General features: G+C 35.8%; 18 protein-coding genes. 15 read left to right on the top strand and 3 right to left on the bottom strand.

The window, feature by feature from the left end; all coding sequences use genetic code 11:
• Window positions 1-1,253: 1,253 nt before the first annotated feature.
• From AC4BC4_RS10695 to AC4BC4_RS10670, 6 genes are all read left to right on the top strand, one after another.
• Window positions 1,254-1,403, top strand: coding sequence for a putative holin-like toxin (locus tag AC4BC4_RS10695; protein ID WP_490475670.1), 150 nt, complete (start codon window positions 1,254-1,256; stop codon window positions 1,401-1,403).
• 219 nt (window positions 1,404-1,622) lie between these two features.
• Window positions 1,623-2,834, top strand: coding sequence for an IS110 family RNA-guided transposase (locus AC4BC4_RS10690; protein ID WP_438757999.1), 1,212 nt, complete (start codon window positions 1,623-1,625; stop codon window positions 2,832-2,834).
• A gap of 190 nt (window positions 2,835-3,024) precedes the next feature.
• Complete coding sequence (locus tag AC4BC4_RS10685; RefSeq protein ID WP_438757323.1) at window positions 3,025-3,417, top strand: helix-turn-helix domain-containing protein; 393 nt, start codon at window positions 3,025-3,027, stop codon at window positions 3,415-3,417.
• A gap of 30 nt (window positions 3,418-3,447) precedes the next feature.
• On the top strand, window positions 3,448-3,939 hold the full coding sequence (locus AC4BC4_RS10680; RefSeq protein ID WP_490475669.1) for an AraC family transcriptional regulator: 492 nt from the start codon (window positions 3,448-3,450) through the stop codon (window positions 3,937-3,939).
• Window positions 3,940-4,375: 436 nt separating this feature from the next.
• Window positions 4,376-4,846: a helix-turn-helix transcriptional regulator gene (locus tag AC4BC4_RS10675; RefSeq protein ID WP_490475668.1), complete on the top strand. Its 471-nt coding sequence runs from the start codon at window positions 4,376-4,378 to the stop codon at window positions 4,844-4,846.
• On the top strand, window positions 4,836-6,080 hold the full coding sequence (locus tag AC4BC4_RS10670) for an MvaI/BcnI family restriction endonuclease (protein WP_490475667.1): 1,245 nt from the start codon (window positions 4,836-4,838) through the stop codon (window positions 6,078-6,080). The genes AC4BC4_RS10675 and AC4BC4_RS10670 overlap by 11 nt, the downstream gene beginning before the upstream one ends.
• A gap of 80 nt (window positions 6,081-6,160) precedes the next feature.
• Here AC4BC4_RS10670 and AC4BC4_RS10665 read toward each other — a convergent pair whose 3' ends face one another.
• Both AC4BC4_RS10665 and AC4BC4_RS10660 read right to left on the bottom strand, forming a co-directional pair.
• Complete coding sequence (locus tag AC4BC4_RS10665; protein ID WP_490475666.1) at window positions 6,161-7,708, bottom strand: DNA cytosine methyltransferase; 1,548 nt, start codon at window positions 7,706-7,708, stop codon at window positions 6,161-6,163.
• Window positions 7,709-7,970: 262 nt separating this feature from the next.
• The gene (locus AC4BC4_RS10660) at window positions 7,971-8,279 is read right to left on the bottom strand and encodes a hypothetical protein (protein ID WP_490475665.1); all 309 of its coding nucleotides are present in this window, start codon (window positions 8,277-8,279) and stop codon (window positions 7,971-7,973) included.
• 1,062 nt (window positions 8,280-9,341) lie between these two features.
• Here AC4BC4_RS10660 and AC4BC4_RS10655 point away from each other — a divergent pair.
• The 6 genes from AC4BC4_RS10655 (at window position 9,342) to AC4BC4_RS10630 (ending at window position 18,286) form a co-directional block, all read left to right on the top strand.
• Entirely contained in the window at window positions 9,342-15,644 is a 6,303-nt protein-coding gene (locus AC4BC4_RS10655; protein ID WP_490475664.1) for an isopeptide-forming domain-containing fimbrial protein, read from the top strand.
• 186 nt (window positions 15,645-15,830) lie between these two features.
• Window positions 15,831-16,259: a hypothetical protein gene (locus AC4BC4_RS10650; RefSeq protein WP_490475663.1), complete on the top strand. Its 429-nt coding sequence runs from the start codon at window positions 15,831-15,833 to the stop codon at window positions 16,257-16,259.
• 307 nt (window positions 16,260-16,566) lie between these two features.
• Window positions 16,567-16,875, top strand: a complete 309-nt coding sequence (locus AC4BC4_RS10645) for a TIGR04197 family type VII secretion effector (RefSeq protein WP_490475662.1) — start codon at window positions 16,567-16,569, stop codon at window positions 16,873-16,875.
• Window positions 16,872-17,243, top strand: a complete 372-nt coding sequence (locus AC4BC4_RS10640; RefSeq protein WP_438756762.1) for a DUF3958 family protein — start codon at window positions 16,872-16,874, stop codon at window positions 17,241-17,243. Before AC4BC4_RS10645 ends, AC4BC4_RS10640 begins: the two co-directional genes overlap by 4 nt.
• A complete protein-coding gene (locus tag AC4BC4_RS10635; protein WP_490475661.1) occupies window positions 17,233-18,000 on the top strand; it encodes a hypothetical protein in 768 nt (255 codons plus the stop codon). The genes AC4BC4_RS10640 and AC4BC4_RS10635 overlap by 11 nt, the downstream gene beginning before the upstream one ends.
• Before the next feature lie 91 nt (window positions 18,001-18,091).
• The gene (locus tag AC4BC4_RS10630; RefSeq protein WP_490475660.1) at window positions 18,092-18,286 is read left to right on the top strand and encodes a hypothetical protein; all 195 of its coding nucleotides are present in this window, start codon (window positions 18,092-18,094) and stop codon (window positions 18,284-18,286) included.
• A 61-nt stretch (window positions 18,287-18,347) separates the two neighbouring features.
• Here the strand turns inward: AC4BC4_RS10630 and AC4BC4_RS10625 are convergent, their stop codons facing one another.
• On the bottom strand, window positions 18,348-20,624 hold the full coding sequence (locus AC4BC4_RS10625; protein ID WP_490475659.1) for a family 10 glycosylhydrolase: 2,277 nt from the start codon (window positions 20,622-20,624) through the stop codon (window positions 18,348-18,350).
• 430 nt (window positions 20,625-21,054) lie between these two features.
• Between AC4BC4_RS10625 and AC4BC4_RS10620 the strand changes: the two genes are divergently transcribed.
• From AC4BC4_RS10620 to AC4BC4_RS10610, 3 genes are all read left to right on the top strand, one after another.
• Window positions 21,055-22,299 (top strand): PTS sugar transporter subunit IIC, encoded by a 1,245-nt coding sequence (locus AC4BC4_RS10620; protein WP_490477371.1) that lies wholly within the window; start codon window positions 21,055-21,057, stop codon window positions 22,297-22,299.
• A gap of 534 nt (window positions 22,300-22,833) precedes the next feature.
• Window positions 22,834-23,736: an N-acetylglucosamine kinase gene (locus AC4BC4_RS10615; RefSeq protein ID WP_490475658.1), complete on the top strand. Its 903-nt coding sequence runs from the start codon at window positions 22,834-22,836 to the stop codon at window positions 23,734-23,736.
• Entirely contained in the window at window positions 23,733-24,821 is a 1,089-nt protein-coding gene (locus AC4BC4_RS10610) for a DUF871 domain-containing protein (RefSeq protein ID WP_438756757.1), read from the top strand. The genes AC4BC4_RS10615 and AC4BC4_RS10610 overlap by 4 nt, the downstream gene beginning before the upstream one ends.
• Window positions 24,822-24,841: the final 20 nt, after the last annotated feature.

Here is a 24,841-nt window from a genome sequence, read left to right as displayed (position 1 = left end):
AAGCTATCGACTATTTTTTTTCAAGAGCTTGATGTTACTTTTGAACTAGATAAACGTGCAATCTATTTACTGATAACATTTGCATGTTTACTTATTTTTAGATCAATCACTATGTTCTACAATAAGCATAAACTTAGAAAAGTATTATCTGTAGTAGGTTGCAAAGTAACAATTGAGATTGAGAAAGAGAGTATTTCTACATATTACAAGAAGCATAGTATGATTCGATTGATTTTGATAGTTATGATTGCAGTAGGGATAATCTATATAACGATTGTTTATCTGTTTGATTTCATTGTAGTTTTTATTTTAAGTGTACTTATTTTTATATTTATGAAATAGAAGTTCTCTGTTTCCCTATGGTAGTCGTTTTCGTATAAAAGACTAGGGGATCAGAAGAAATAAGGGTCAATAACTTTATGGTTGTTGACTCTTCGTTTATAAAGGATAGCAATGAAGAATGTATAGAGTAAAATTTAAGTAAAGTTTGTAAAAGATATGTACATATTTATATCTTTTTGTTAGTATATATTTATAGAATAATTATCTCGCAGAGAGGAAGATTATTATGTCAACGATTGTACTTGTAATAGCCCTTCTATCACTTTTTTTAGATAGATTTTTTCCTCAAAAAAATAGTAGTGAGTTACTAAAGTATTATAAATTTGTTTTAATAATCATAGCCATCGTAGAAATATTGAATGGATGGGTGCTATAGCACCCATCCATTATTTTTATTGATTTGAAATGGAAGAAATACGCCAATTTCTAACTCTCACAATAACTCCATGCTTGATTTCACCTTTAATATGATTTGCAATACCTGTTGCTATACTTGCAGATACAGCAAGTAATAATCCTCACATTTTTAAGAGAACTAAGAAGTCCATACAATGAAGCGATCTTGCAACATAACAAAAAGAAAACAGAAATCTCTGAAGTAAAAGAAAATAAGAACCGTTGGAATGGATTTTTTCATAAAAAGTGAAAATTTTATCAAATTTTACGCTTAAAGTATTCTGTAATAAAATTATCAAAAAGGATAAAATGAAAGTCCAGATTTTTAATCGAAAAGTATTAAAAAAAGTGAAAGAAACAAAGTTAAGTATGATATACTAATCAATGTAGAAAGCTATGACGTTGGCGCTCTTAGGAGGTGGTGCATATGATTGTATGTACTGAAATTACAGAAGAGACAACGCTCCTAATAGTCGCCTTATACTGTTCAACATCGGTTCATAAAATCATTCACTGTGTTTCTCAGCAAAAGGAGAAGCCTTTTGTCCGCATTAGAAACAATTCAATTGATTCTAAGTTTTGGTATGTTTACCATTGCTTTGATTAAATTGGTTGTAGATATGCTTAAAAACGACAAAAAAAACATATTAAGATTAGTTATGTAAGCTAAGGCATTGGCTTACATAACTATTTTTTTTATAGTTAAAGTGAAGAATAACTCGAACGGTTATTAGAACGATAAGTTCGTAAAAAAAACAGGGTGTCTTTACTATCTCTAATTGAATCAGTTTTTAATATGTTGGATCTACAAGATCGTGTAAAAGAAAGTGGAATCGGTAGAGCTAGGTAAAGTTCTTCAACTAATTAATGTAGGAGGATATTTTATGAAGTATGTTGCAGCGTTTGATATTAGTATGGGAAAAAGTTTTATGGTTTTATATGATGAAGAAAATTGTATTAATCAAGAGTGGATTCCGCACACAGTTGAATCGTTCATACATTTAAAACAGTTGTTTGCGAAATACACCAAGGTTGATTCAAACACGTTAGAAATAGTATTTGAAGCCACGGGTGTATACTCCAAAGCACTAGAGAGATTTTTTATGGAAGAAGGATATCGCTATACAAAATTGAATCCTTTGGAAGCAAGTTTTCAATCTAAAACTTTACGTAGTAATAAAAATGATAAAGTAGATGCTCATAACCTTGCTTTGTCTCATATGAAAAGTAAAAGTAATTTTTATAAAAAATCTGATCAAAAATATGACGAATTAAAACAGCTTTCACGGTACTATTCTGAAATAGATGAGGAACTTTCGGTTATGAGGGGGCGACTTCATAGTTGTGTTCAAGTCACATTTCCCGAATTAGAGCAAGTATTCACAACTAAAAGTTCTTTGTTTTTAAACATAGCACAGATATATCCACATCCTAATCTTGTTCTTAAGGATTCTAAAACCATTATCAAAAATAAAATATTAAAAAATACTAAAAAAAATCTATCTTCTTTTCGAGCACAAAAAAAGGCTGAAATGCTAATTACAGCAGCACAAAATAGTTTTCCAGCTGTCGATGAATTCCATCCAGTAATTTTACAAGTTAAACACTATGCCTATAGATATCAAGAACTTGTAGATCAAAAGAATGAAATTACGGAGTTAATGGATAACATAGCTCAATCATTACCTGAGTATAATGTTCTCCTTAGTTTCCCTGGAGTAGGCATAAACTCTGCAGTAAGAGTAATTGCTGAATTAGGGGATATTAGACGTTTTGACAATTCAAAACAAATAAATGCTTTTGTTGGGATAGATATAAGAAGATATCAGTCAGGTAAGTTTCAAATGCGTGACAAGATAAACAAACGAGGAAATAAGATTCTTAGAAAAATTTTATATCAAGTAATTATAAATATGATTCGGACAAAGACTATAGAAGATAATCATATCAAGGAACACTATTATAGATTAAAATCAGAGCCAATGAATAAATGTCATAAAGTTGCAGTCATAGCTACCATAAATAAATTCTTAAGGATATTATTTTATTTAATAAAAAAAGAGACTTTGTATAGTTATGAAAAAGCTATAGCTTAATAAATTTTTTGAGTATTGGGCTAGGTTTATTTACTGTACCCTTTTTACAAGATATATGATTTTACTAAAAAAACTTCTATAACGTGTTTAAACTTAGAAAAGATTGTTATAATAAATCTGTATAGGCTAGATATAAATAGTGAACTAATCTATCTAATTAATGAATACTTTTAATAAGGACAAGATAAATATGGATGATAAAACTGAAAATGTCAGCTCCAGGCAAATATATATTCGATTAATAAATAAAACTGAAGATTACATAGAAAATAACTTGAAAGAAGCAATATCATTAAAAGACTTAGCACGAAATGCTCATTTGTCTGAATTCCATTTCCATAGAATTTTCAAAAAATATTCTTCTGAAACAGTAAATGAATTTGTGACTAGGTTTAAAATGGAACGCGCTGCCATTTTTCTATGTGTTAATCCTAAGATTTCCATAATTACTATTTCTGTGGAATATGGATATAATGACTCTAGTTCATTTAGTAGGACATTCAAAAAACATTTTGGAATAAGTCCTGTTAATTACAGAAAACAGCAAGAATTGACAAGAAAAAGTAATTGGTTCATGAAATAATAGGTATATAAAAAATAAGGAGGAATTATTATGATTGAACCAATCAATATCACTACAGAGGAACTAAAAAACCAACGAATTATCTACATTCGATTTAGAGGAAGTTACGTTGAGTTTAGAAGAAAGAGTAAGAAGCTATTCAATGAATTATTCGATTTTGCTACTACAAATAATTTAATTGACCCTGACAAAACAAAAGTTTTGACAATTTATGATGATAATCCGTTCATTACAGATGAAAAAAATCTTAGAACCAGTGTGGGTATGACTATACCGAAAAATGCAAAAGTTGTTGAAAGTGGAAACATTTGTGAAACTAGCATTTCAGGAAAATTTGCTGTGGGTCATTTTGAAATGTCAGGTAACCAATATGGAGAAGCTTGGCAGTATATGTATCAAGAATGGCTCTTCAAAGATAAAGCTAAACCAAGAGATGCAGTACCATTTGAAATGTATATAACAGAACCACCTAAAAATCTAAAGGATAAGAGTTTTACCGATATTTACATTCCAATTGTTTAAAATAGGTTAAAAGGCAATAAAAAAAAGGCTAATTTCAATAAAGAAAAAAGACCACTTTTGCTATTGACTAATCGTAAGAAATAACCGTCAACTTTGGCTAGTTCGGTTATTTTTTATAAGTAATTAAGCTAAGTCGCCGTCTTAAACGGTCTACACAAGAGAGGTATGTTAGCGCATATCTCTCTTTTCTACTTTATTATACTAAAAAATTGTAGTTTAAATAGTAGAAAAGAGCTTTTTTATAATGAGTGAGAGGTTGTTAAGAAAAATATTTTCTTAACAACCTTTTTGTTTTGGGCTTTCGAGATATATTATATTTCAATATATAGAAAACAACTTTATTAAAACCGATTATATGTAAACTTAAACGAATTTATACGTGGCTTTTAAAGGTATATTAAAAACAATAACAGTTCAAATTTTTGGAGGTATAAGAATGAAAGCTGTATTTAGTGAAAACATAGGGAAAATTATGTATCAAAAAGGTATGACACAAGAAGATTTAGCTAAGCAATCAGGGCTAACAAGGCAAACTGTAAATAAAGTATTAGGCCTGAGTAGAAAAAATAATGAGGATATGTCATTGGAAACAGCAATAAGTATTTCTAGAGCATTAGATTATAACTTTCCTGATTTATTTAGTCGGAATTTTGATCCTAACAAAGTTAGTATTTACAAAGAAGATAACTATTTAATTATTTTTACTGGAAATGTCAAAAGAACAATTAAAGGAAAAAAACAAAAGTTATTATCTACTAGTCCAGGGATACAAGAATCCACAATTAGTGATATTTTGAATGAAAATATCACTAATCCCAAAATATCTTCCTTAGTTTCTATAGCAAACAGCATTGAAAAAGATTTAAGTATTTTATTTACAAGAGGAGGACATGAAGATGATATTTGAACCTTATATTGATGAAATGAAAGTAATAAATACAATTCATAAATATAATGAGAGTGAATATATTTTGATTCGATTAACAGCAACAATGATCGAAAAAAATAATATCGATGCAAATGCACTTTTTAGAGATTTACTTCTTAGTAAGGGACTTGTAAAATATGAAGATCTTTTGAATGGCGGGAAAAATGGTGCTAGGAAAAATGCTGAATTTTTATTAAATGAAACACAAATCAGTTTGAAAATGAACTTCTACCGTACCATGGCTCGTGGTGATCGTAGATTTTCTATATATGGTCTTAGTACACTTTTTAAAGAGGACAAAGTTAATGTTGGTGATCTATTATATATATCATTTTCCAATCTAATTGAAAATGATTTAATTATTATCAATCTTACAAATAACACTCCAACTGAAGTAGAATTACAGAATGCTTTTGGTATAGATGAAATTGCTGATTCTGCAAGTAGGTTAATTCCGCAGGTAAAAGCCATAGCAAAATTAGGATATCATAGAAATTCAAAAGGAACAGGGAAGCTATCTCCAAAAGACTCAGGGGACACACTTGAATATCTTTTAGGAATAAAAACTAATAATAGTCCTGAAGCTGATTTTGAGGGGAAAATAGAAATAAAAACTAAGCTAGCGAAAACGTTAGATACGTTATTTACTTTACGTCCTAGATTTGATGGAACAAAAATAGAAAAGTATGAAACTAAAGATAGAAATCGTGTATCAGCTTTTGCAAGATATTATGGGTATGATTCTGATAAACATGAGGGGTATAAAAGCTTGTATATTACTATTGGCTCAAAAGTAGCTCCACAAAATAATAGAAATTTTTATTTAGAAGTTAATGAGGAAGACAGACAAGTTGAAATATGGGGACAAGATCCAATAACAAATAAAACAGAGATCACAGCTTATTGGTTTTTCTCGGATCTACAAAAAGAGTTGTATAAAAAACACCCAGCTACATTATGGGTTAAAGCTAAGAAAAGAGTTGTAGGAGATACTGTTGAATTTTGTTACACTGAAGCAGAGTTATCAAGATCTCCACAATTTTCGACTTTTATTTCATTAATTAAGTCAGGTGGCATTACTTATGATTGGAGAGGATACACTTCTATGGAAGGAGCATATAAGGGAAAGAATCATGGGAACGCCTGGCGAATACGCAGTAAATATCGTCAGCACTTATTTGGTACTATTGAGGTAATTGAACTATTAGAATAGTATAAAAATTAGTTTTTATATTGAAGCTTAAGATTAAAAGCAATTAAAGTCCAAAATTATTTTGAACTTTAATTGCTTCTTTAATTATTATTAAGTGAGTCCATGATAGAATTAGCAATTGCATTTGCCATAAGAGGAGGGACAGCATTTCCAACTTGAGTATACTGAGGAACTTCTTGTTTTCTTTTATCTCCTCCAGTAGTTCTTTTTCCCAAAAATTCAAAACTATCATCAAAAGACTGAAGTCTAGCCATTTCTCTCACTGTCAAAATTCTATTTTCAAACGGATGAATAAAATCATCTGGTAAAGTAACCATTGTAGGGGCTTGACCAAGAGAATCAAGACGTTTCCTACTATTTTTTTTGGTAAACAGAGCTTCTAAAATGTCATCAGTCAATCCAGAGCCACTTATGCAAGCGTTTGAAAGCTGGCTTAAGCTAATTTTACGATTTAACCTACTATGACACATATTAAGAAATTTTTGTGTAGTTTCTTCACTAGAATTTATACGATTTTTTAGTTTGGAAAAGTAGATGTGATATATTTCTTCTTTTGGTTTAGCCATAAATAAAATACTTAGAACTTTATTAGTATCACCCAGCCATCTTTCTTTTTTTGAATTTTCAAGTGAAATTTCAAGTTCTTGTAAGATATCTTCAATTATTAACATGTTGGATGATTTATTAACGTTAAAAAGAGTCTCAAAAAAAAGTTCTGGATAGTCGTTTAGTAAATCCAATCCTGTTTGCTTTAATCTTTCACTAGCCATTCGGGTCGATTCTCCTTGATTGTATATAGAGAATCTCTGGATTACACTTTTGGTGTGCGTTGACAATTCTTGATTGTTTATTCTAGTTGCTGAAATATAATTACCATTGGTATTTGGCGTTCTACCGAATTTAGACTGTCTTGCATATTCAGATCTATAGTTGTTCATGATGCCAGATAAGGCTTCTTTCACAGTCACTTTTTGGTTGATTTTTGTCGGATATTCAGGCTCTTTCATGCCGTCACGCCAAGCTAAGAATACGGCTCTTTTTCGATTTTGCGGAACTCCATAATCTGAAGCATTTAGAAGTTTAGGCTCTAACATATTATATCCTAAACCTTTTAGTTCAGTTTCTAAAATGTCTTTAGCTAATCTTTGTCCTTCATAGATTTTGTTTTTGGATAAAACACTCGGAAAATCCAACATTTGCATATCCATAAAACCTTCGACATTTTCCATAACAACATATTTTGGATAAACATCGTAAATAATTCTTAAGTACTCGTGAAATAGCATGTTTCTAGGATCACTAGAATCTCTTTTACCAGCTCTACTAAAACCTTGACATGGCGGACCTCCAAAGGTTACATCAATATCACCACGTTGAAAGCTCATGTTTTTATATTTTTTCAGTTTGTTTATTTCTTTAAAAATATTGTCACCAGTTAATTGTCTTATATCAGCTAACTCGAAATGAGTATTCTCACCTTCAATAAGACCAAGTTGTTGGTGTCGGTTTTTATATGTTGTCATGACTTCAGAACTTTTATCGCTAGAAAAAACAATATCAAAGCCAGCTTGAATGATTCCTTCGCTAAAACCCCCAGCACCACAAAATAGATCTATAACGTACGGCATAATATCTCCCCTTATCATTTAAGTATTATAACTTATAATTATCAAAAAAGTAACTAGGTAGTCGGAGTACGGAACGTACGTTCTAATTATAACTTTTTTCTTGTATAATTCAATAAATTTATGGTAAGCATTTTTAAAAGTATTTTTCTTATGTATGGCAAATGAGATGAATGCTGTTCCATTAGAAACATACGATTTCATAAAACAGAAATAACTTTTCAGAGGATGGATCATCTCCATCCTCTTTTATAACATACGCAATCTACTCCAAATCCATTTTCTTTCCCTCAAATCCAGTCTCAACCTTCTCAGCCTTAACCATCTCCATCACCAATTCATCCCCCAACTCAATCAACCGATTATAATCCTCATAAAAAGCATGAAACATCTGCGCCCGAGCATAATACTCCTTCACAATCCGTTTCTTATTGATCGGCCCAGACCGAAACTGAAAAAAATGATCCAAAATCGCCAAAGGCTCCTGCCAAGAAGCCATCTTCTCCATAAAATCCCGCAACTCAATAATATCCTGATACGTAACCGCCTTTAAATTCTGTCCTTGTTTATCCATTCTCCTGATCTCCTTCAAATAAGGCGGAGAAAAGCCGATAAGCGCCAAACGAAACCCAAGCCCAAACCCAACTTCTCCCACCAGTTTTCTCACTGAATTTCGTGCTTCAGTGATTCTTTTTCTATATGCGCATTGACGAGGCAAACCTATAACCCAGCGCTACAAACGACTTTCAAAGCCTTGCGGTACTTGTCCCAGAGTAAAACAAAAAACGATACCGAACCTGTCAATACCGTCATCAATCAGCCAAACCAAACCAAACCCGCAATTCACTCCTAAACCACCCTTAATCCCAAGAAATTAACAAAACAAACTAGAATTTCAAAAGAAAATTAGGTACAATAAAGAAGCTAGTGCTTCGGTGCTAGCAAATTGGCAACTTGTATAGATTGGCTCTTAACTTTCTATGCAAGGCTTCATCGTTCGGTTGCCGCCAAACGGTGAAGTGCCTTTTTGTTTTATCCAGTTTTTCATCGATTCTTAAAACGTCCCTCCCTTCAAACGTACTCGTAGGACAGAAAAAAACGGCATTGAGCAGATGCCCAATACCGTCGACAATAGCCTAATTCCATATACACAACAACCAATCACACCCAGAAAAAGCAAAGATTCGCTAGAAATCTCACCCTATTTTAGGTACAATAAAGAAGCTAGTACATGTTGCTAGCACTATTGGCAACTTGTTTGGACTTGCTCTTAAAGTCTTAACAAGGCTTCGATCGTAAGGTTGCCGCCGAACGATTGAAGTGCCAATTTTTATTTATCTTTTTAAATCCATTGACCTCAAATGATCAAAGATCCTTATTTCTATCCTACACATTTTATTATACCGAAAGACACCACCCACCGCAACGAAATTCGGCATTTCCACCCATTAAATAACACCAAAAACAGCTTCCTTATATATAAGAAAAAATAACAAAAAAACTTTTTCCTCTTCAACCAATATTCATCCAAAAAAGCCCGAACTCCAGCTATGAGAAAAAACTAATAGTTCAGCCCGATATTTTTGAATTATTTATTTAGCCATACTATAGTAAAAGTATAGGAGGTAAGATATAAATGAATAAAGTGCACAGAATTTCCCTGAATTATTTAGCCGTTTTGATGTTGGTGATTGCCAACTTGTTACCCGCCGCCAGTGTGTTTGCAGAAGGACTGACCAAACCAGATGAAAATACATTCGACTCAGAATCCTTATACATCAAAGCAGACACCAAGAAAAATGAAACCGACAACAAATTAATCGACGTAAACTACGAAGTAACCAACAAAAGCGATCAACCAATCGATCACGTAGTCCTAAAACAAAAGAACCAAAAGGAAACACCAGTAAAATTCGACGCTGCAACCTTAAAAAGCGACGACCAATTGGTGGCGCCTGACGATCAAACGATTCAGTTTGACCAAAAAGAAAACCAAGATGAGGGGACAGAACTAACCATCACCACGATCCAACCTCATACCACCAAACATCTGAAAATCAGTGCCGAGCAAACAGATGAATCAATCCATCAGCTTGCCGTTGAAATAAATCAGGCAGATGAAAAAGTGGGAGCTATCACCCTAACATTGCCAGAAAGCGAACAAAAAGAAAGTAGTGCATCATCAACAGAAACAGAAAAAGAATCTGACTCAGAAGTAGCAGAATCTCAATCAGAAGAGCCAACAACTGCTGCACCAGAAGACTCAGCAGCAACGACCTCAGAAGAAAACAATCAAGCCGCACCGAGAGCCCAAGCAATCGGACCAAGAATTGCGCCAACGCCAGGCCGTGGCTTTGATAAACCAATTTATAAAAGCATCCACAAAGGAGAATTATTTTCTACAGGAAATACCAACTTAACCCCTGTAAACGAAGCGACAGCGAGCGCTTTTTTGAATACTAGAGCGCCACTTAGTGGTCAAGCAATTAATAATTTTCAGTTGAAATTTGCGGATGTCGATGGCGATCCAACGACCTATAACTCAAGTAAAGCCTACATCGATTTAGATGGTGCCAAAGAAGTCGCATGGGCAGGCTTATTTTGGAGTGCATCCCGTTTTAAAGGCCCAGCTACAGCGACGAATATGACCGATGATGAAATCAGCGCCCCTGTTCAATTAACCACGCCAAATGGAACAGTAACCCGTGTTGCCCCACAAAAATATCATCGAATTGACCAAGATGCTACTAATCCTGGGCAAGGTTTTGGGTTTAATAATACGGGCTTTTCTAACTTTGCCGATGTGACCTCGATCCTTCAAGGGGATAAAAGTGCGACTGGTGCATACACATTAGCAGATATTCCGATGACCGATTTCCTACAAGGCAAATTTCAAAGTTTCAACTTCAGTGGTTGGAGTTTATTTATCGTGACCAAAGACCAAGCCAAACGATCCCGTGCCTTCAATGTCTATTATGGCGCTAGAGGGAACAAAGCTGGAACCAACAATGAATTTGTCATGAAAGACTTTTTAACCTCTAAACAAGGAAAATTAAACCCAATCGTGACGTGGTTTACCGTTCAAGGCGATAAATTTTTCACAGGTGACAATGCTCAAATCCAAAATAGTGCAGGAACTTGGGTCAATATCAGCAATACAATCAACCCAGTCGGTAATGTCATGAACGGAACCGTTTCAGATAACGATCAACACATGGTGGATAAATATCCGGGCAAATTTAATCCTGGCTTTCCCAACTTTTTAGATATCGATGTCGATCGTTTGACCTTACCAGAAGGGATCATCACAAACAGTCAGAAACAAATTAACTTTAAAACAACCAGTAGCGGAGATGATTACTCAACCAATGCGATTGGATTTTCAATCAATGCGGAAACACCCGAACTTGAAGTCACCAAAGAAATTATAAATCCAAAAGAAACGTATAAAATCGGGGATACCGTAACCTATCGTGTCCATCTCAAAAATACCAAAGAAAACACAGAAGCGGTCAATAGTCTGTCTAAAGACAAATTAGATAGCCGTCTAGATTATGTACCCGGCAGCTTATCCATCGTAAGTGGTCCAAATGCTGGCAATAAAACAGATGCGACAGGCGATGACCAAGGGGAATACACAGCAGCAGATCGTGCAATCACGTTTCGTGTAGGAGAGGGCGCAAACGGCACACAAGGCGGTAGCTACAAAGGAACGACTGCAGAAACTGTCTATGAATTTCAAGCAAAAATCAATGACACAGCCAAAGCAGAAGAACTGATTCCAAATAGTGCCACATTCCAAGGCGTAGATTCTGCCACAAATACGATGATCGAGAACACATCCAATATCGTAGAGGTAAAAATCGCCCCAGAAGAACTGGTCGGCAAACTAGAAAGCTCAAAAAAAGTCAACACTCAATCGCCAAAAATCGGTGACGAAATAGAATACACGATTCAATTTAAAAACACCGTACCAAAGGGTATTTTAAATCAAGTAATCGTGACAGATACGTTACCGAAAGGGGTAACCTATATCGAAAACAGTGTCACAAGCACAGGGCCTGATCCTAAACCAACCATATTAACGGTTGTAAATGGTCAAGTAACCGCTGAATACCCAAAAATCGCCGATACCGAAACACGTACCATTTCCTTTAAAGTTCGTGTCAATGAAGAAGCAGTAGTCGGACAACCGATCATCAACAAAGCAACGATCGATGATCACACGAATCCGCCCGATGAACCAGAAGTCCCAGTGACACCAATAGAAACACCAGGAGAGCTAGAAAGTAGCAAATCAGTCAATAATCAATCGCCGAAAATTGGGGATGAAGTCGAATATCGTTTGTCTTTCCGTAATAAAATTCCGAATGGTGTCTTAAATCAAGTCACAGTGACGGATAATTTACCAAAAGGCATGACCTATGTCGACGGCAGCTTAACCAGTGAAGGCGCTGACCCGCAACCGACAAGTCTAACCATGACTGACGGCAAAGTCGTTGCAGAGTACCCAAAAATTCAAGATACAACAGTACGAACCATTGTCTTTAAAGTCAAAGTCAATGAAGAAGCTATTGTTGGACAAAAAATCGTAAACAAGATAACTGTAGATGACCATGTCAATCCGCCCGATGAACCAGAAATTCCAGTAACACCTGTTGAAACACCTGGACGCTTAGACGTCACAAAATCAGTCAATGATCAAGCACCAAAAATTGGTGATGAGGTTGAATACCGTATTACCTTCCGAAATAAAATCACGAACGGTGTTTTAAACCAAGTTACCGTAACGGATATTTTGCCAAAAGGCGTAACCTATGTAGAAGGTAGCTTGACCAGTGAAGGCGACGATCCAAAGCCTACAAGCTTAAGCATGGAAAATGGTCAATTGACTGCTGAATACGGCATGATCAATGACACTAAAATCCGTTCGATCATTTTCAAAGTTAAAGTCAATGATGAAGCAAAAATTGGTGAAGCAATCGTCAATAAAGCCAAAATAGACGATCACACGAATCCACCAGATGAACCAGAAGTGCCGATCGTGCCAGTCATCACACCAGGCGAATTGGAAAGTAGCAAATCAGTGAATAATCAAGCACCGAAAATCGGTGACGAAATCGAGTATCGCATCACGTTCCGTAATAAAATCACAAACGGTGTCCTAAACCAAGTCACCGTGACTGATACCTTACCAAAAGGCTTGACCTATGTAGACGGAAGTTTGACCAGTGAAGGCGCTGATCCACAGCCAACAAGCTTAACCATGGAAAATGGCAAACTAGTGGCTGAATATCCTGAAATCAAGGACACAACCATACGAACGATTAGTTTCAAAGTCACCGTAAATGCGGAAGCGGTAGTCGGACAACCGATCGTCAATAAAGCAAAAATTGATGATCATACCAATCCGCCTGACGAACCAGAAGTGCCCGTCACACCCGTTGTAACACCGGGACAATTAGACGTAACGAAATCAGTCAATCATCAAGCACCAAAAATCGGAGATGAAATCGAATACCGTATTAGTTTCCGTAACAAAGTCACAAATGGTGTAATTGATCAAGTCACTGTGACCGACACCTTACCAAAAGGGTTGACCTATGTAGAAGGTAGCCTAACCAGTGAAGGCGCTGATCCAATGCCAACAAGCTTGATCATGGAAAATGGCAAAATGACCGCTGAATACCCAAAAATCGACGACAATACCGTCCGCTCTGTTGTGTTCAAAGTCCACGTGAACGAAGAAGCGGTAGTCGGACAACCAATCGTCAATCAAGCGATCATCGATGATCACACCAATCCACCAGATGAACCAGAAGTGCCCGTCACACCAGTCGAAACGCCCGGTGAATTAGAAAGCACTAAATCGGTAAATAACCAATCACCGAAAATTGGGGACGAAGTGGAATATCGCTTGTCTTTCCGTAATAAAATTACCAATGGCGTCTTGAATCAAGTGACGGTGACCGACAATTTACCAAAAGGCATGACCTATGTTGAAGGCAGCTTAACCAGCGAAGGTGCTGATCCGCAGCCAACAAGTTTAACGATGGCGAATGGTAAAGTCGTTGCGGAATACCCGAAAATCCAAGACACAACAGTACGAACGATTGTCTTTAAAGTCAAAGTCAACGAAGAAGCCATCGTCGGGCAAAAAATCGTGAATAAAATCACCGTAGATGATCATGTCAATCCGCCCGATGAGCCTGAAATCCCAGTTGTCCCAGTCGAAACACCTGGACAATTGGACGTGACAAAATCAGTAAACGATCAAGCACCAAAAATCGGTGATGAGATCGAATACCGCATTACCTTCCGCAACAACGTTACAAATGGTGTCATAAACCAAGTTACCGTGACCGACACGCTACCAAAAGGCGTAACGTACTTAGAAGGCAGTGTAACAAGCGAAGGCGATGAACCCAAACCGACAAGTTTAACGGTGGAAAATGGCAAACTAGTCGCTGAATACCCAAAAATCAGTGACAACAAAACCCGTTCGATTGTCTTTAAAGTTAAAGTAAACGAAGAGGCAGAAGTCGGCGAATCAATCGTAAACAAAGCTAAAATCGACGATCACACAAATCCACCGAACGAACCAGAAGTACCTGTAACACCAGTGGAAATACCAGGCGAACTAGAAAGCACGAAAACAGTCAACAATCAAGCACCAAAAATCGGGGAAGAAATTGAATATCGAATTCATTTCAACAACAAAATCCCAAATGGTGTCCTAAACCAAGTCACAGTCACCGATACTCTACCAAAAGGAGTAACGTACGTAGAAGGCAGCTTGACCAGTGAAGGCGCTGATCCCAAACCAACAAGCCTAACGATGGAAAATGGTCAGTTGATTGCAGAATACCCGAAAATCACCGACACTAACATTCGTTCGATCGTATTCAAAGTGACCGTCAACGAAGAAGCCGTTATCGGACAGCCAATCATCAATAAAGCTAAAATCGATGATCATACAAATCCGCCCGATGAACCAGAAGTCCCAGTGATACCAGTAGAAACACCGGGAGAGCTGGAAAGTACGAAAACAGTCAATAACCAAGCACCAAAAATTGATGAAGAGATCGAATACCGTATCACGTTCCGTAACAAAATTTCGAAAGGGACTTTAAACCAAGTTACCGTAACCGATGTTTTACCAAAAGGGGTAACCTATGTGGATGATAGTTTAACTAGCGAAGGGGATGATCCGAAGCCAACAAATTTAACGATGGAAAATGGCAAACTAATCGCAGAATATCCCAAAATCAGCGACACCAAAATCCGTTCGATCATATTCAAAGTTAAAATCAATAAAGAAGCCGTCTCTGGACAAGCAATCATCAATAAAGCCAAAATCGATGATCATACAAATCCACCAGACGAACCAGAAGTCCCAGTCACACCAAAACAACCTGTAGGAAAATTAGAAAGCGAGAAAACAGTCAATAAAAAGACAGTTAAAATCGGTGAAGAAGTTGAATACCGTATCAGTTTCCGCAATACAATAGAAAATAGCTTGTTGAATCAAGTAACAGTCACCGATGATCTACCAAAAGAATTGACTTATGTAGAAAATAGTCTAAAAATTGAAGGCGATGATCCCAAACCAACAAGTTTAACCGTAAAAAATGGAAAAGTGATCGCTGAATACTCAACAATCAGTGACACGAAAATTCGTACAATCATTTTTAAAGCTAAAATCAATAAAGAAGCCGTTATAGGCCAACAAATCAAGAATATAGCGATCGTTGATGACCACATCGTTCCGCCAGATAAACCCGAAGTTCCTGTAGTGCCTGAAAAAGAAGTTCCGATAAAACGAGATTTTCCAAAGGCGGGAGAAGCATTATCGAATTCAGCCGTATTTATTGGATTGGCCATGTTAGTGATAGTTATGTTGAGAAAGTTAGAACAAAGAAAAAAAGATAAACATTAACTATTGTCATTAACTTGATGAAAAAGTAGCAGAGAAGAGCTTAGTATTAAGTTTTTCCCTACTACTTTTTTCAGTAAATAAGGATAATTCATAGAAGGGTAAGTGTGTCAATAATTTCGTTCTTTTTCTATCTACTCAAAAATGATACGATAAAAGGGGTAAAATAATGTAAAAAGGGAGAATAAAATGGAGTTGGGAAAATTACATTCCGATACCTATCGTAGAGGAATCAAGCTGGGATTATTTTTTATACTACCAGCAGTAATTTGTTTTGGACTAATTATTTTTGCAGATGTTGGTCGACTTGGCATGCAAATAGGGTTAATTGGTGGAATATTCTATACAGTATTAGCAATCATTGAATTTGTTTTTAGAAAAGATGGATTGTATTTGTATGAAAATGGCTTAGCACTAGTTCATTTTAATAAAAAGCAGGTACTAATGTATGCAGATATCCGCTATTTTACGATTGCCAGTACAAGTATTATCTCCTTTCGGAAGTCACCACATATTGTGATTCGTCTAAAAAACGAAAAAATAATCAAAGGTTTTTTTGAAATGAATCAGTTTGCAGTAAATGAACTGTCAAATAAAGTGATCTATTTGCAATCATAAGAAATGGAAAAAATTATCGTGAAATAGCGGTAGTTTTTTTGTTTAAAGGTAAAAAAAGTTTTATATTTTTGTCTCAAAGTAAAATTTAAACGTTAGTTAATTGGTATCATAGTTAATGTTGATTATACTTTTTATTCATATATATTAGAAATTCTTTTTTTATTACTATTTTTTATTTCCAAATTCGCAAATTTTTTACTTCATAAAGAAAATTATGATAACTATAAGATGAATAAATATGTCAAAATAGAATCTTAAGGAGTTTAAAGTTATAAGAATGTAAACATAAGAAAAAGGGGTCTATAAGATGACAAGAATCAAAAGCAGTCTATCCGTGGCAGAAAGTATTTCGGCGCAGTTTAGTCAGGCAGCAAGTGGTTTTTTATCCGTAAATCAAGCCAGCAAAGCCGAACGCACGACTGTAAATGGCAATAACAATGCCAAAAACAGCCTAACGAATCTTCATAGTCGAGGACAACGGATCTCAAATGCAATCACTCGAGATGGCAATGCAATCCATTCCGTAGCCAAAGAATTTAGTCTGATCGACCAAAAAATCAAAAAAGACTTTGAATTACCACTATTTTCTCCCTCACTTGGAGGAATCAAACGATGAGTGTAGAATCAAAAGAATTGAAAATCAATCAACAACTTCAACAAATAAATCATGAGCAAGATGATAAATCTCGTGAGATTCGTGAATTAGAGGAATTGGAAGCGGATTATTTTTCGATCCATCATCAAGAGCAACGTTATTATCAAGAATTGATTGGGAATAATCAGGGATCACACTATGTCGGACAGTTTATGGAATTAGAAGAAGAAGCCAATCGGTTACACCAATATGACCGCCAACGTTTAGAAGAGATAGCCGAACGTTTAGTCAGTGAAGAAGTCCAATTACAAAATAAGGAAGAAGAGCTATACCATGCACGCAAGCAATTATTTGTGGAAGAAGTGGAGGACACTTCTTATGGCTATTGACTTTTACGTAGGTGAAGTAAAAGCCCAAAGCGCCGCTGCTAAGAAAATGGCCACTGAATATACTCAGTTTTGCGGCACGCTAAAAGATAGCGTGAATGCCTTTATGAATGCGCCGTTTTCTAGTAAAACGTATGATTCAGCAAAACTTTATTTCTCAGCAGTTTATCCATCTTTGGCAAGTGGTTTTTTACTAGCATGTGAGGCCCTAGTTGAAGCGCATGATCAATTTCCTGAAGAATTTCAGTCATCTGTGGACACCTGTGATGTGATCGAAGAACAAGTAAAAGCCGAGATCGCCCAAGGACAAGCGTTGTTGCAAAATATGGCACGCACGATGGATAAAGAAAAAGAACGCAATCCACGAATGGAACAACGTTATCTGGGCGTACAAAGCACGATTCAAAAGAATGAAGAAAAACTGCAGAAATTGTATGAGTTTAATGCAAGTTCACCCAGTTTATTTGCGGAATTTGAAGCACAATTAGCTAATTTGGATGTAGGATTGGCGGAAGTAGAAAGAGGTGCGACTTGGAATCCAGCTGTAGGAACATTTGAGTTGTCGCGGATGAATTTGTCTTGGACAAAGCCGATAAATAGGGCTTGGGATAAACGACAGAAGAAATTAGATACGATTAGAAAGGCAGAGATACAAAAAGAAATCGTTGATTTATCTCCTAACGAACGTGTTGCAAAAGTTAGTGAAAAAGCAGATGAAGTTGCAAACGAAGATGGAGAGCATCATTCCTTCGAGACATAACATGGACGAATTGAAAAGGGTACTAGGCAAAGAAAAATCAGGAAGAAACAGAGTTAGATCATACGAAACCGGCAGATAAAATCAGAGGGATATGATATTCGTGTTAAGTAATAAAAAAGCAAACATCAAACAAAAATATGTTGATAGATTATATTTAATGGATAATTTTAGAGCGGTTTCCGATTTAGTGTTCTCAGATGATGTTACTTTAGTTGGTCCAGTCGTGACATCCTTTGATTTAGCTTTCCGTGATATGATCGAAGAAATTCATTTGAAAAAATCATGAAAATAAAACCACAGAGTCCAAAGCTCATACATCGAGCTGGACCCTGTGGTTTTATTTTCTATTAACGATAACGTAAGAAGACATATCTTCCAATCATGACTAACAGTAAAACGCCGATTATACTAACGGAATAGGAAACAAATTCTCCTGCGGAAGGGAGATTGCTTTTTCCAACTGGTTTTACCGTGGAATCTGTCGCTTTTGTTTCATGTGTCGTACTGCTAGATTCTAATGAGCTGTCTTGTGAAGAGTCAGAAGAGTTGGTTGTTTCACTCTCACTAGTAGTCGTAGACGTGCTGGATTCATAAACGTATGTCACGGTTTGCGGTTGATCCGTAAATGTCCCCGTACTATTTGTAGGATGCTCAAGTAATTTATACCCTTCAAATTCTTTTTCCTCAGTTGTAAAAGCTTCTCCAATAGCGCCTTCAAGTACAACGTTTTCGCCTAGTGACTGCTGGTCTTTTGTTTGATAGATGACCGTAACAGGTTTGCCTGGCGTTTCAAGTGCATCCTCTACTTGTGTTGGTTCAGATTCGACCCCAGCGGCATCGATAGCAGTTACAACATACTTCGTCTCAGCAGAGTCATTTCTTGCAGTTTGCGGATCAATATAGGAGAACGTTGTTTTTTCCTGGTCTTTCCAAATTCGTTTGATGATGTTAGTAGGATCCTTAATGATTTCATTTTTTGGACCTGTACCTTTGTAAAGAACGAAATAACGAGTGCTGTTTTCTCGTGTATCTTGCCAAGAAAGCGTCGTACCAGAATTTTCAGAAACCCGACTTAATGAGACTGGTGCGTGAATCGGTTGTTGACTTAACCATGGTTTTTCTAGAATCAAAGTTGGCGTGTTGAAATACTCAGATTTCAATAAGTCAATTGCATCATTTTTAGCTTGATGACGTTCTTTTAAAGTAGGATCTAGACTATTGATATTTGAAGGAAGAATATCATTATAACTAAACAAGGTGCTTCCTTTGATGTTTGCATATTGTTGATTAAATTTCATTTGATTAGGAATTTCTTCAGGATTCAGCCAAGAAGCATCCCAGCCGCCGTTACTGACATGTTTATAGTTTGCGTGACCAATATAGACTTGCGTATTGGTCCCTTCAGCTACATTATCCCACCAACGGGTCAACTCACCGTAAGGCGCAGCGGCCTGATCAAAACTCCAATATATTTGAGGGGTAACATAATCGATCAATCCCTCTTTCATCCACTTATAAGTATCAGCAAAAATACTATTAGAATAGGATTTTGAAGAACCCAATGGTGTATTAGAGCCACGAGGATCAATCGCTTTGTGCTCCCAAATACCGAAAGGACTGATGCCAAATTGAACGGCTTTTTGATGTTCTTGATTGTGTGTGTCCAGCATTGATTTTATGCCGCTAACTAAATTAGTAATGTTGTCTCGGCGCCATTCTTCAATATCAGTATAGCCAGAGCCGTATATTTTAAACGTTGCTTCGTCTTCGTTGTTCATCCCAAAATAGTTCGTTTCAGATAGACGATAAGGATAAAAATAGTCATCAAAGTGAATCGCATCAATATCATAATTTTCGACAACTTCTTTCATAGAAGCGATAACGTATGCTTGAACCTCAGGAATGCCTGGATTTAAAAAGAATTTTTCATCAAACATTAAAACATGTTCAGGATGTTTTACAGCATAATTAGTCGAGTCTAAAATTCCAGCATCAGAAAAAGCTTTGATTTGTTCTGGAATCGACAAGTCTAGCATTTGTTCTTTGGAAAGTTTGGTCTTATCTAACACACTTTGGGCAGAATATTTTGTGTTTGATACCCGATAAGGATTAAACCACGTGTGGTATTCCATACCAGCTTGGTGTGTGACATCCACCATCCAAGCTAGAGGATCATACCCTGGATCTTTGCCTTGAGTACCACTTAGAAATTCGGACCACGGATTTAATTCAGAGGGATACCAAGCATCTAACAATGGACGAACTTGAAAAATCATAGCATTCATATTCCATTCTTCGAACGTTCCGAGTGTTTTTAAATAATTTTCCTTAAATTCTGATTCTGATGCTGGTTTTGCCATATTCAAGTTACTGATTGTTGCAACCCAAGCACTTTGAAATTGACTTTTGGGTTGTTTGTATTCTGTTGGAATGGTGACTATTTCGTTAGAACCATTATAAAAAGGAACAGGTTGCTCAGAATTATAACCAAGACGACCATCAATTCCTCGTTCAAATTTAAACAATGTTTGGTTTTGAGCTAAACCAGTCGATGGACGTAAAAACAAGCTAATGAAACATAACCCCAATAAAAATAAAAGTACAAATCTCTTTTTCATCATCATGAAACAAAACTCCTCCTTCAAAATAAAACGTTATCATTTTATAAATAGTAATATATCATTAAAGAAATAATATTTCAAACTAAAATAATATTTATCGTAATTTAATTTCACTTTATTTTCTAAGTTGAATGAAATTTTATTTCTTTTTTTAATAAAAAATGTTGAAAAAAAAGTTCTTTAGTTGTATTATAAGAATGTCAAAGAGAGAAGCTTTTTTTCTTAATGACATTTTGATGTATAAATAATATAAAAATAGTATATCAGGGGAGGATTTAAAAGGAGAACGCAATAAAATGATTAGAGTTATAACATCAAAGATGCATTTATTTTCTTATTTTTTGAAAGCGGTTAAAATTATGAATGTAAAATTAGGAGATGAAAAACAGTGAAAAAGTTTACCGAATTTATTGAAGAACATCTAGCTGGACCAATGGCAAAATTAGCAAATCAACGCCATTTACGAGCAATCAGAGATGGGATTATAGCAACATTACCATTGATTATTATTGGATCATTTTTCTTGATCATCGCTTTTCCGCCACTTCCAGCTGATTGGGGTATAACAGAGTTTTTAACATCAAATGCTGCAACTATTTTGATGCCATATCGTATGACAATGTACATTATGACACTTTACGCAACATTTGGAATTGGGGCAAGTTTATCGAAAACATATAATTTAGATGTCATTTCAGGCGGTATTTTATCGACGATTGCATTTCTATTAACGTTTGTTCCTGTCAACATTCCAGTGGAAGCGCTTGATGCTGCTGGAACTGCAGGATTTGTGTTGCCGATGGCCAATTTAGGCGGAGGCGGAATGTTTGTTGGAATCATCACATCGATTCTAGCTGTTGAAATCTATCGTATTACAGATAAATCAAAATTTAAAATTACGATGCCAGATCAAGTACCGCCAGCGGTTGCTAGATCGTTTGAAACATTAACACCGACTTTGATTGTTATTTTAGGAATATCTACGCTGACTTATTTTATCGGTTTTGACTGGCATTCAACTGTTTCTAAAGTTGTAAGCCCGCTAGTAAGTGCGGCAGATAGTTTACCAAGTATGTTGTTATTGATTTTCTTAGTTACATTCTTTTGGTCATTCGGGATTCACGGAGTTTCGATTGTGGGTTCATTAGCACGACCATTGTGGTTACAATTATTAGACGGAAATACAGCGGCGATGGCAGCTGGAAAAGAATTACCAAATATTGCGGCAGAACCGTTTTATCAATGGTTCATTTGGATTGGTGGTTCAGGCTGTACAATCGGTTTAGCTCTTTTGTTAGCGTTTAGCACAAAATCTCAATTTGCTTCAAAATTAGGAAAAGCGACATTGGCACCAGCAATATTCAATATCAATGAACCACTTATTTTTGGTACACCAATCGTCTTAAATCCGATCTTGATCATTCCATTTATTTTAACACCAATGGTTACAGGAACGATTGCATGGTTTGCTACACAATTTGGTTTAGTGAATCGCGTTATTTTTACTGCTCCATGGACGCTGCCTGGTCCAATCGGTGCGTATCTAGCAACTGGAGGAGATTGGAGAGCAGCTGTTTTAAATATTCTTTTAATTATTATTTCAGTGTTCATCTACTATCCATTTGTAAAAATTTATGACAACAATGAATTGGAAAAAGAAAATCTAGTTGTAGAATAAAAGGTAAGGTGATAACGATGATGAAAATTCAATTTTTATTGATTAGCATACTATTTCTTCTAGCAGGTATAGCCTTGACTCATTATTTGAAAAAAAGGGTTTATTACCAAATCGTTGGATAATTGGGTTATTGGTGTTTTTAGTTATTTTAATTCCACTGTTACTGCTCCCAAACCTTTCGCCGGCAATCAAACAAGGCCTCTATTTAGTTAGTGGCGTTTTATCCGTTATATTTTTTGAAAGTAGTCGGCTACAGTTAGAGAAAAGAAATCAGCCAAAGTAGGGATTTGAATAAACCCTTTATTTTGTAGAAGTTGGGACAGAAGTCTTTCACTCCGAGAAATAAGAAGACATTGCTTCTGCTCTCACCGTTTATTCGGATTCCTTAAGGCTAGGGTATAACTCGTCGAGTTATGTCCTAGCCTCAATTTATGTAAGATGAATGACAATATCGAGGATGGATACTTGCTATTAATTTTATTAAATAGACAAAGTAACCAAGACGCAAACCTAAAGAAAGTAGCGAATTAAATCATGAAGTATATTATTGGTATCGACAGTGGTGGTACAAAAACAGAAGCAATTGTTTATGATTTAGCGGGGAATGAACTGCAACAAACCATTACAGGTTTTGGTAATATGTTGGTTGATTATAATGAAGGACTTTCCAATATAAAATCAGCAGTTCAAACCATATTCGATTCTCGTAAGCCCGAAGATTGCCAAGTATTAGTATTAGGTTTGGCTGGGATCGATAGTGGAGATTTACGAGATATCTTAACAAAAGAATTAGCTGAATTTAATGTTCCTATCGTTTTATTGAATGACGGCCAATTGGCTCACTATGCGATGCTTAAGGGAGAATCAGGAGTGTTAGTCATTGCTGGCACTGGTTCGGTTTGTCTGGGCATGAAAATGGGTGAATGGTATCGAGTTGGTGGCTGGGGTCATTTATTTGGAGATGAAGGAAGCGCATATTATATCGGGAAACGTGCAATTCAACAAGCACTCTCAGAATATGATTTAGGAAGCCAATATAGCATACTCACACAAGAATTATTTGCCTATTTTCAGGTTTCTACAGTTCTTGAATTAGTTAAAAAAGCGTATCAAGCAAAAAAAGACCAAATTGCTGGATTAGCCCAAATGGTTAGTGAATTATCGGAAAAAGAGCCGATAGCTGCGACTATTTTAACAGAAGCTGGAACGCAGCTTGCGATAGAAGTAGAAAAAGTTGTAACGAAAATGCACGTAAACAATCAACCAGTCAATATTGCGTTGAACGGTAGTGTTATTGAAAAAAACGAAGTTGTACGGCACTCTTTTTTCTCTTATTTGAGGCATTGTTCATTTGAGGGACAAATTGTAGAAAAAGAGCATTCAAGTGCAAAAGGGGCATATTATTTTTATAAAAAGAATGGAGAGTCAAACCAATGAGAAGATTAGGTATTTCAGTATATCCAAACCATAGCAGTGTAGAAGAGATCAAAGAGTATATGACATTAGCGGCAAAATATAATTTTAAAAGAGTCTTTACTTGCCTGCTATCTGTTGAAGAGGGAAAAGAAAAGATCGTAAAAGATTTTACCGAAACTATTACATTTGCAAAGTCATTAGGAATGGAAGTCATAGCAGACGTTAGCCCAAAAGTCTTTGGTGAGTTAGAAATTAGTTATAATGACTTATCTTTTTTCAAAGAAATTGGCGCAGATGGGATTCGTTTAGACTTAGGGTTTACTGGAAATGAAGAATCGATTATGACATTTAATCCGCAAGATTTAGCGATAGAATTAAACATTAGCTCTGGAACACGTTATTTAGAAAATATTTTGAGTTATCAGGCAAATCCAGATAAGTTATTAGGCTGTCATAATTTTTATCCACATCGTTACACAGGATTAAGTTACGATCATTTTATCGAAACAACAAAAGTTTACAAAGAAAATGGCATCCATACAGCAGCTTTTGTAAGTTCACCATCCGCTTCTATTGGACCTTGGCCAGTTGAAGAAGGATTGTGTACGTTAGAAATGCATCGCGAGTGGCCGATAACAACACAAGCCAAACATTTATGGGCCACTGATTTGATTGATGACGTGATCATTGCAAATTCATTCGCAACAGAAGAAGAATTAAAGGCATTGAGTAACATCGATCCATACAAATTAACCTTTGACTGCACAATTGAAGAAGCAACGCCAGAACTGGAAAGAACGATTATTTTAGAGGAGTTTCACTTTAACCGTGGAGACATTTCTGATTACGTTGTTCGTTCAACACAAAGTCGGGTAAAATACAAAGGACACAAATTTGAACCTTTTAACACGGCAGACATGACGGTTGGAGATATTATTGTAGAGACGTCACTATATGCTCATTACGCAGGAGAGCTGCAAATCGCACTATTGCCAATGCAAAATTCAGGAAAAACCAATGTTGTTGGGAAAATTACTGAAGCAGATCGAATTTTACTACCTTATTTACGACCATGGCAAAAATTTGCTTTCAACGAAGTCAAATAAGTTTCAGGAGAAATAAAGAC

Source organism: Enterococcus sp. AMC1086, from assembly GCF_058216575.1.
Note: the sequence above shows the minus strand (reverse complement) of the source record. Positions and strands in the feature narration are given on the sequence as shown.

Bases quoted from the DNA above. Each gene is read 5' to 3' on its own strand.
- AC4BC4_RS10680 (WP_490475669.1), top strand. From the start codon at position 3,448: ATGATTGAACCAATCAATATCACTACAGAGGAACTAAAAAACCAACGA.
- AC4BC4_RS10650 (WP_490475663.1), top strand. From the start codon at position 15,831: ATGGAGTTGGGAAAATTACATTCCGATACCTATCGTAGAGGAATCAAG.
- AC4BC4_RS10635 (WP_490475661.1), top strand. From the start codon at position 17,233: ATGGCTATTGACTTTTACGTAGGTGAAGTAAAAGCCCAAAGCGCCGCT.
- AC4BC4_RS10645 (WP_490475662.1), top strand. From the start codon at position 16,567: ATGACAAGAATCAAAAGCAGTCTATCCGTGGCAGAAAGTATTTCGGCG.
- AC4BC4_RS10660 (WP_490475665.1), bottom strand. From the start codon at position 8,279: ATGGATAAACAAGGACAGAATTTAAAGGCGGTTACGTATCAGGATATT.
- AC4BC4_RS10665 (WP_490475666.1), bottom strand. From the start codon at position 7,708: ATGCCGTACGTTATAGATCTATTTTGTGGTGCTGGGGGTTTTAGCGAA.
- AC4BC4_RS10670 (WP_490475667.1), top strand. From the start codon at position 4,836: ATGATATTTGAACCTTATATTGATGAAATGAAAGTAATAAATACAATT.
- AC4BC4_RS10625 (WP_490475659.1), bottom strand. From the start codon at position 20,624: ATGATGATGAAAAAGAGATTTGTACTTTTATTTTTATTGGGGTTATGT.
- AC4BC4_RS10640 (WP_438756762.1), top strand. From the start codon at position 16,872: ATGAGTGTAGAATCAAAAGAATTGAAAATCAATCAACAACTTCAACAA.
- AC4BC4_RS10630 (WP_490475660.1), top strand. From the start codon at position 18,092: ATGATATTCGTGTTAAGTAATAAAAAAGCAAACATCAAACAAAAATAT.
- AC4BC4_RS10610 (WP_438756757.1), top strand. From the start codon at position 23,733: ATGAGAAGATTAGGTATTTCAGTATATCCAAACCATAGCAGTGTAGAA.
- AC4BC4_RS10675 (WP_490475668.1), top strand. From the start codon at position 4,376: ATGAAAGCTGTATTTAGTGAAAACATAGGGAAAATTATGTATCAAAAA.
- AC4BC4_RS10690 (WP_438757999.1), top strand. From the start codon at position 1,623: ATGAAGTATGTTGCAGCGTTTGATATTAGTATGGGAAAAAGTTTTATG.
- AC4BC4_RS10655 (WP_490475664.1), top strand. From the start codon at position 9,342: ATGAATAAAGTGCACAGAATTTCCCTGAATTATTTAGCCGTTTTGATG.
- AC4BC4_RS10685 (WP_438757323.1), top strand. From the start codon at position 3,025: ATGGATGATAAAACTGAAAATGTCAGCTCCAGGCAAATATATATTCGA.
- AC4BC4_RS10615 (WP_490475658.1), top strand. From the start codon at position 22,834: ATGAAGTATATTATTGGTATCGACAGTGGTGGTACAAAAACAGAAGCA.
- AC4BC4_RS10620 (WP_490477371.1), top strand. From the start codon at position 21,055: ATGGCAAAATTAGCAAATCAACGCCATTTACGAGCAATCAGAGATGGG.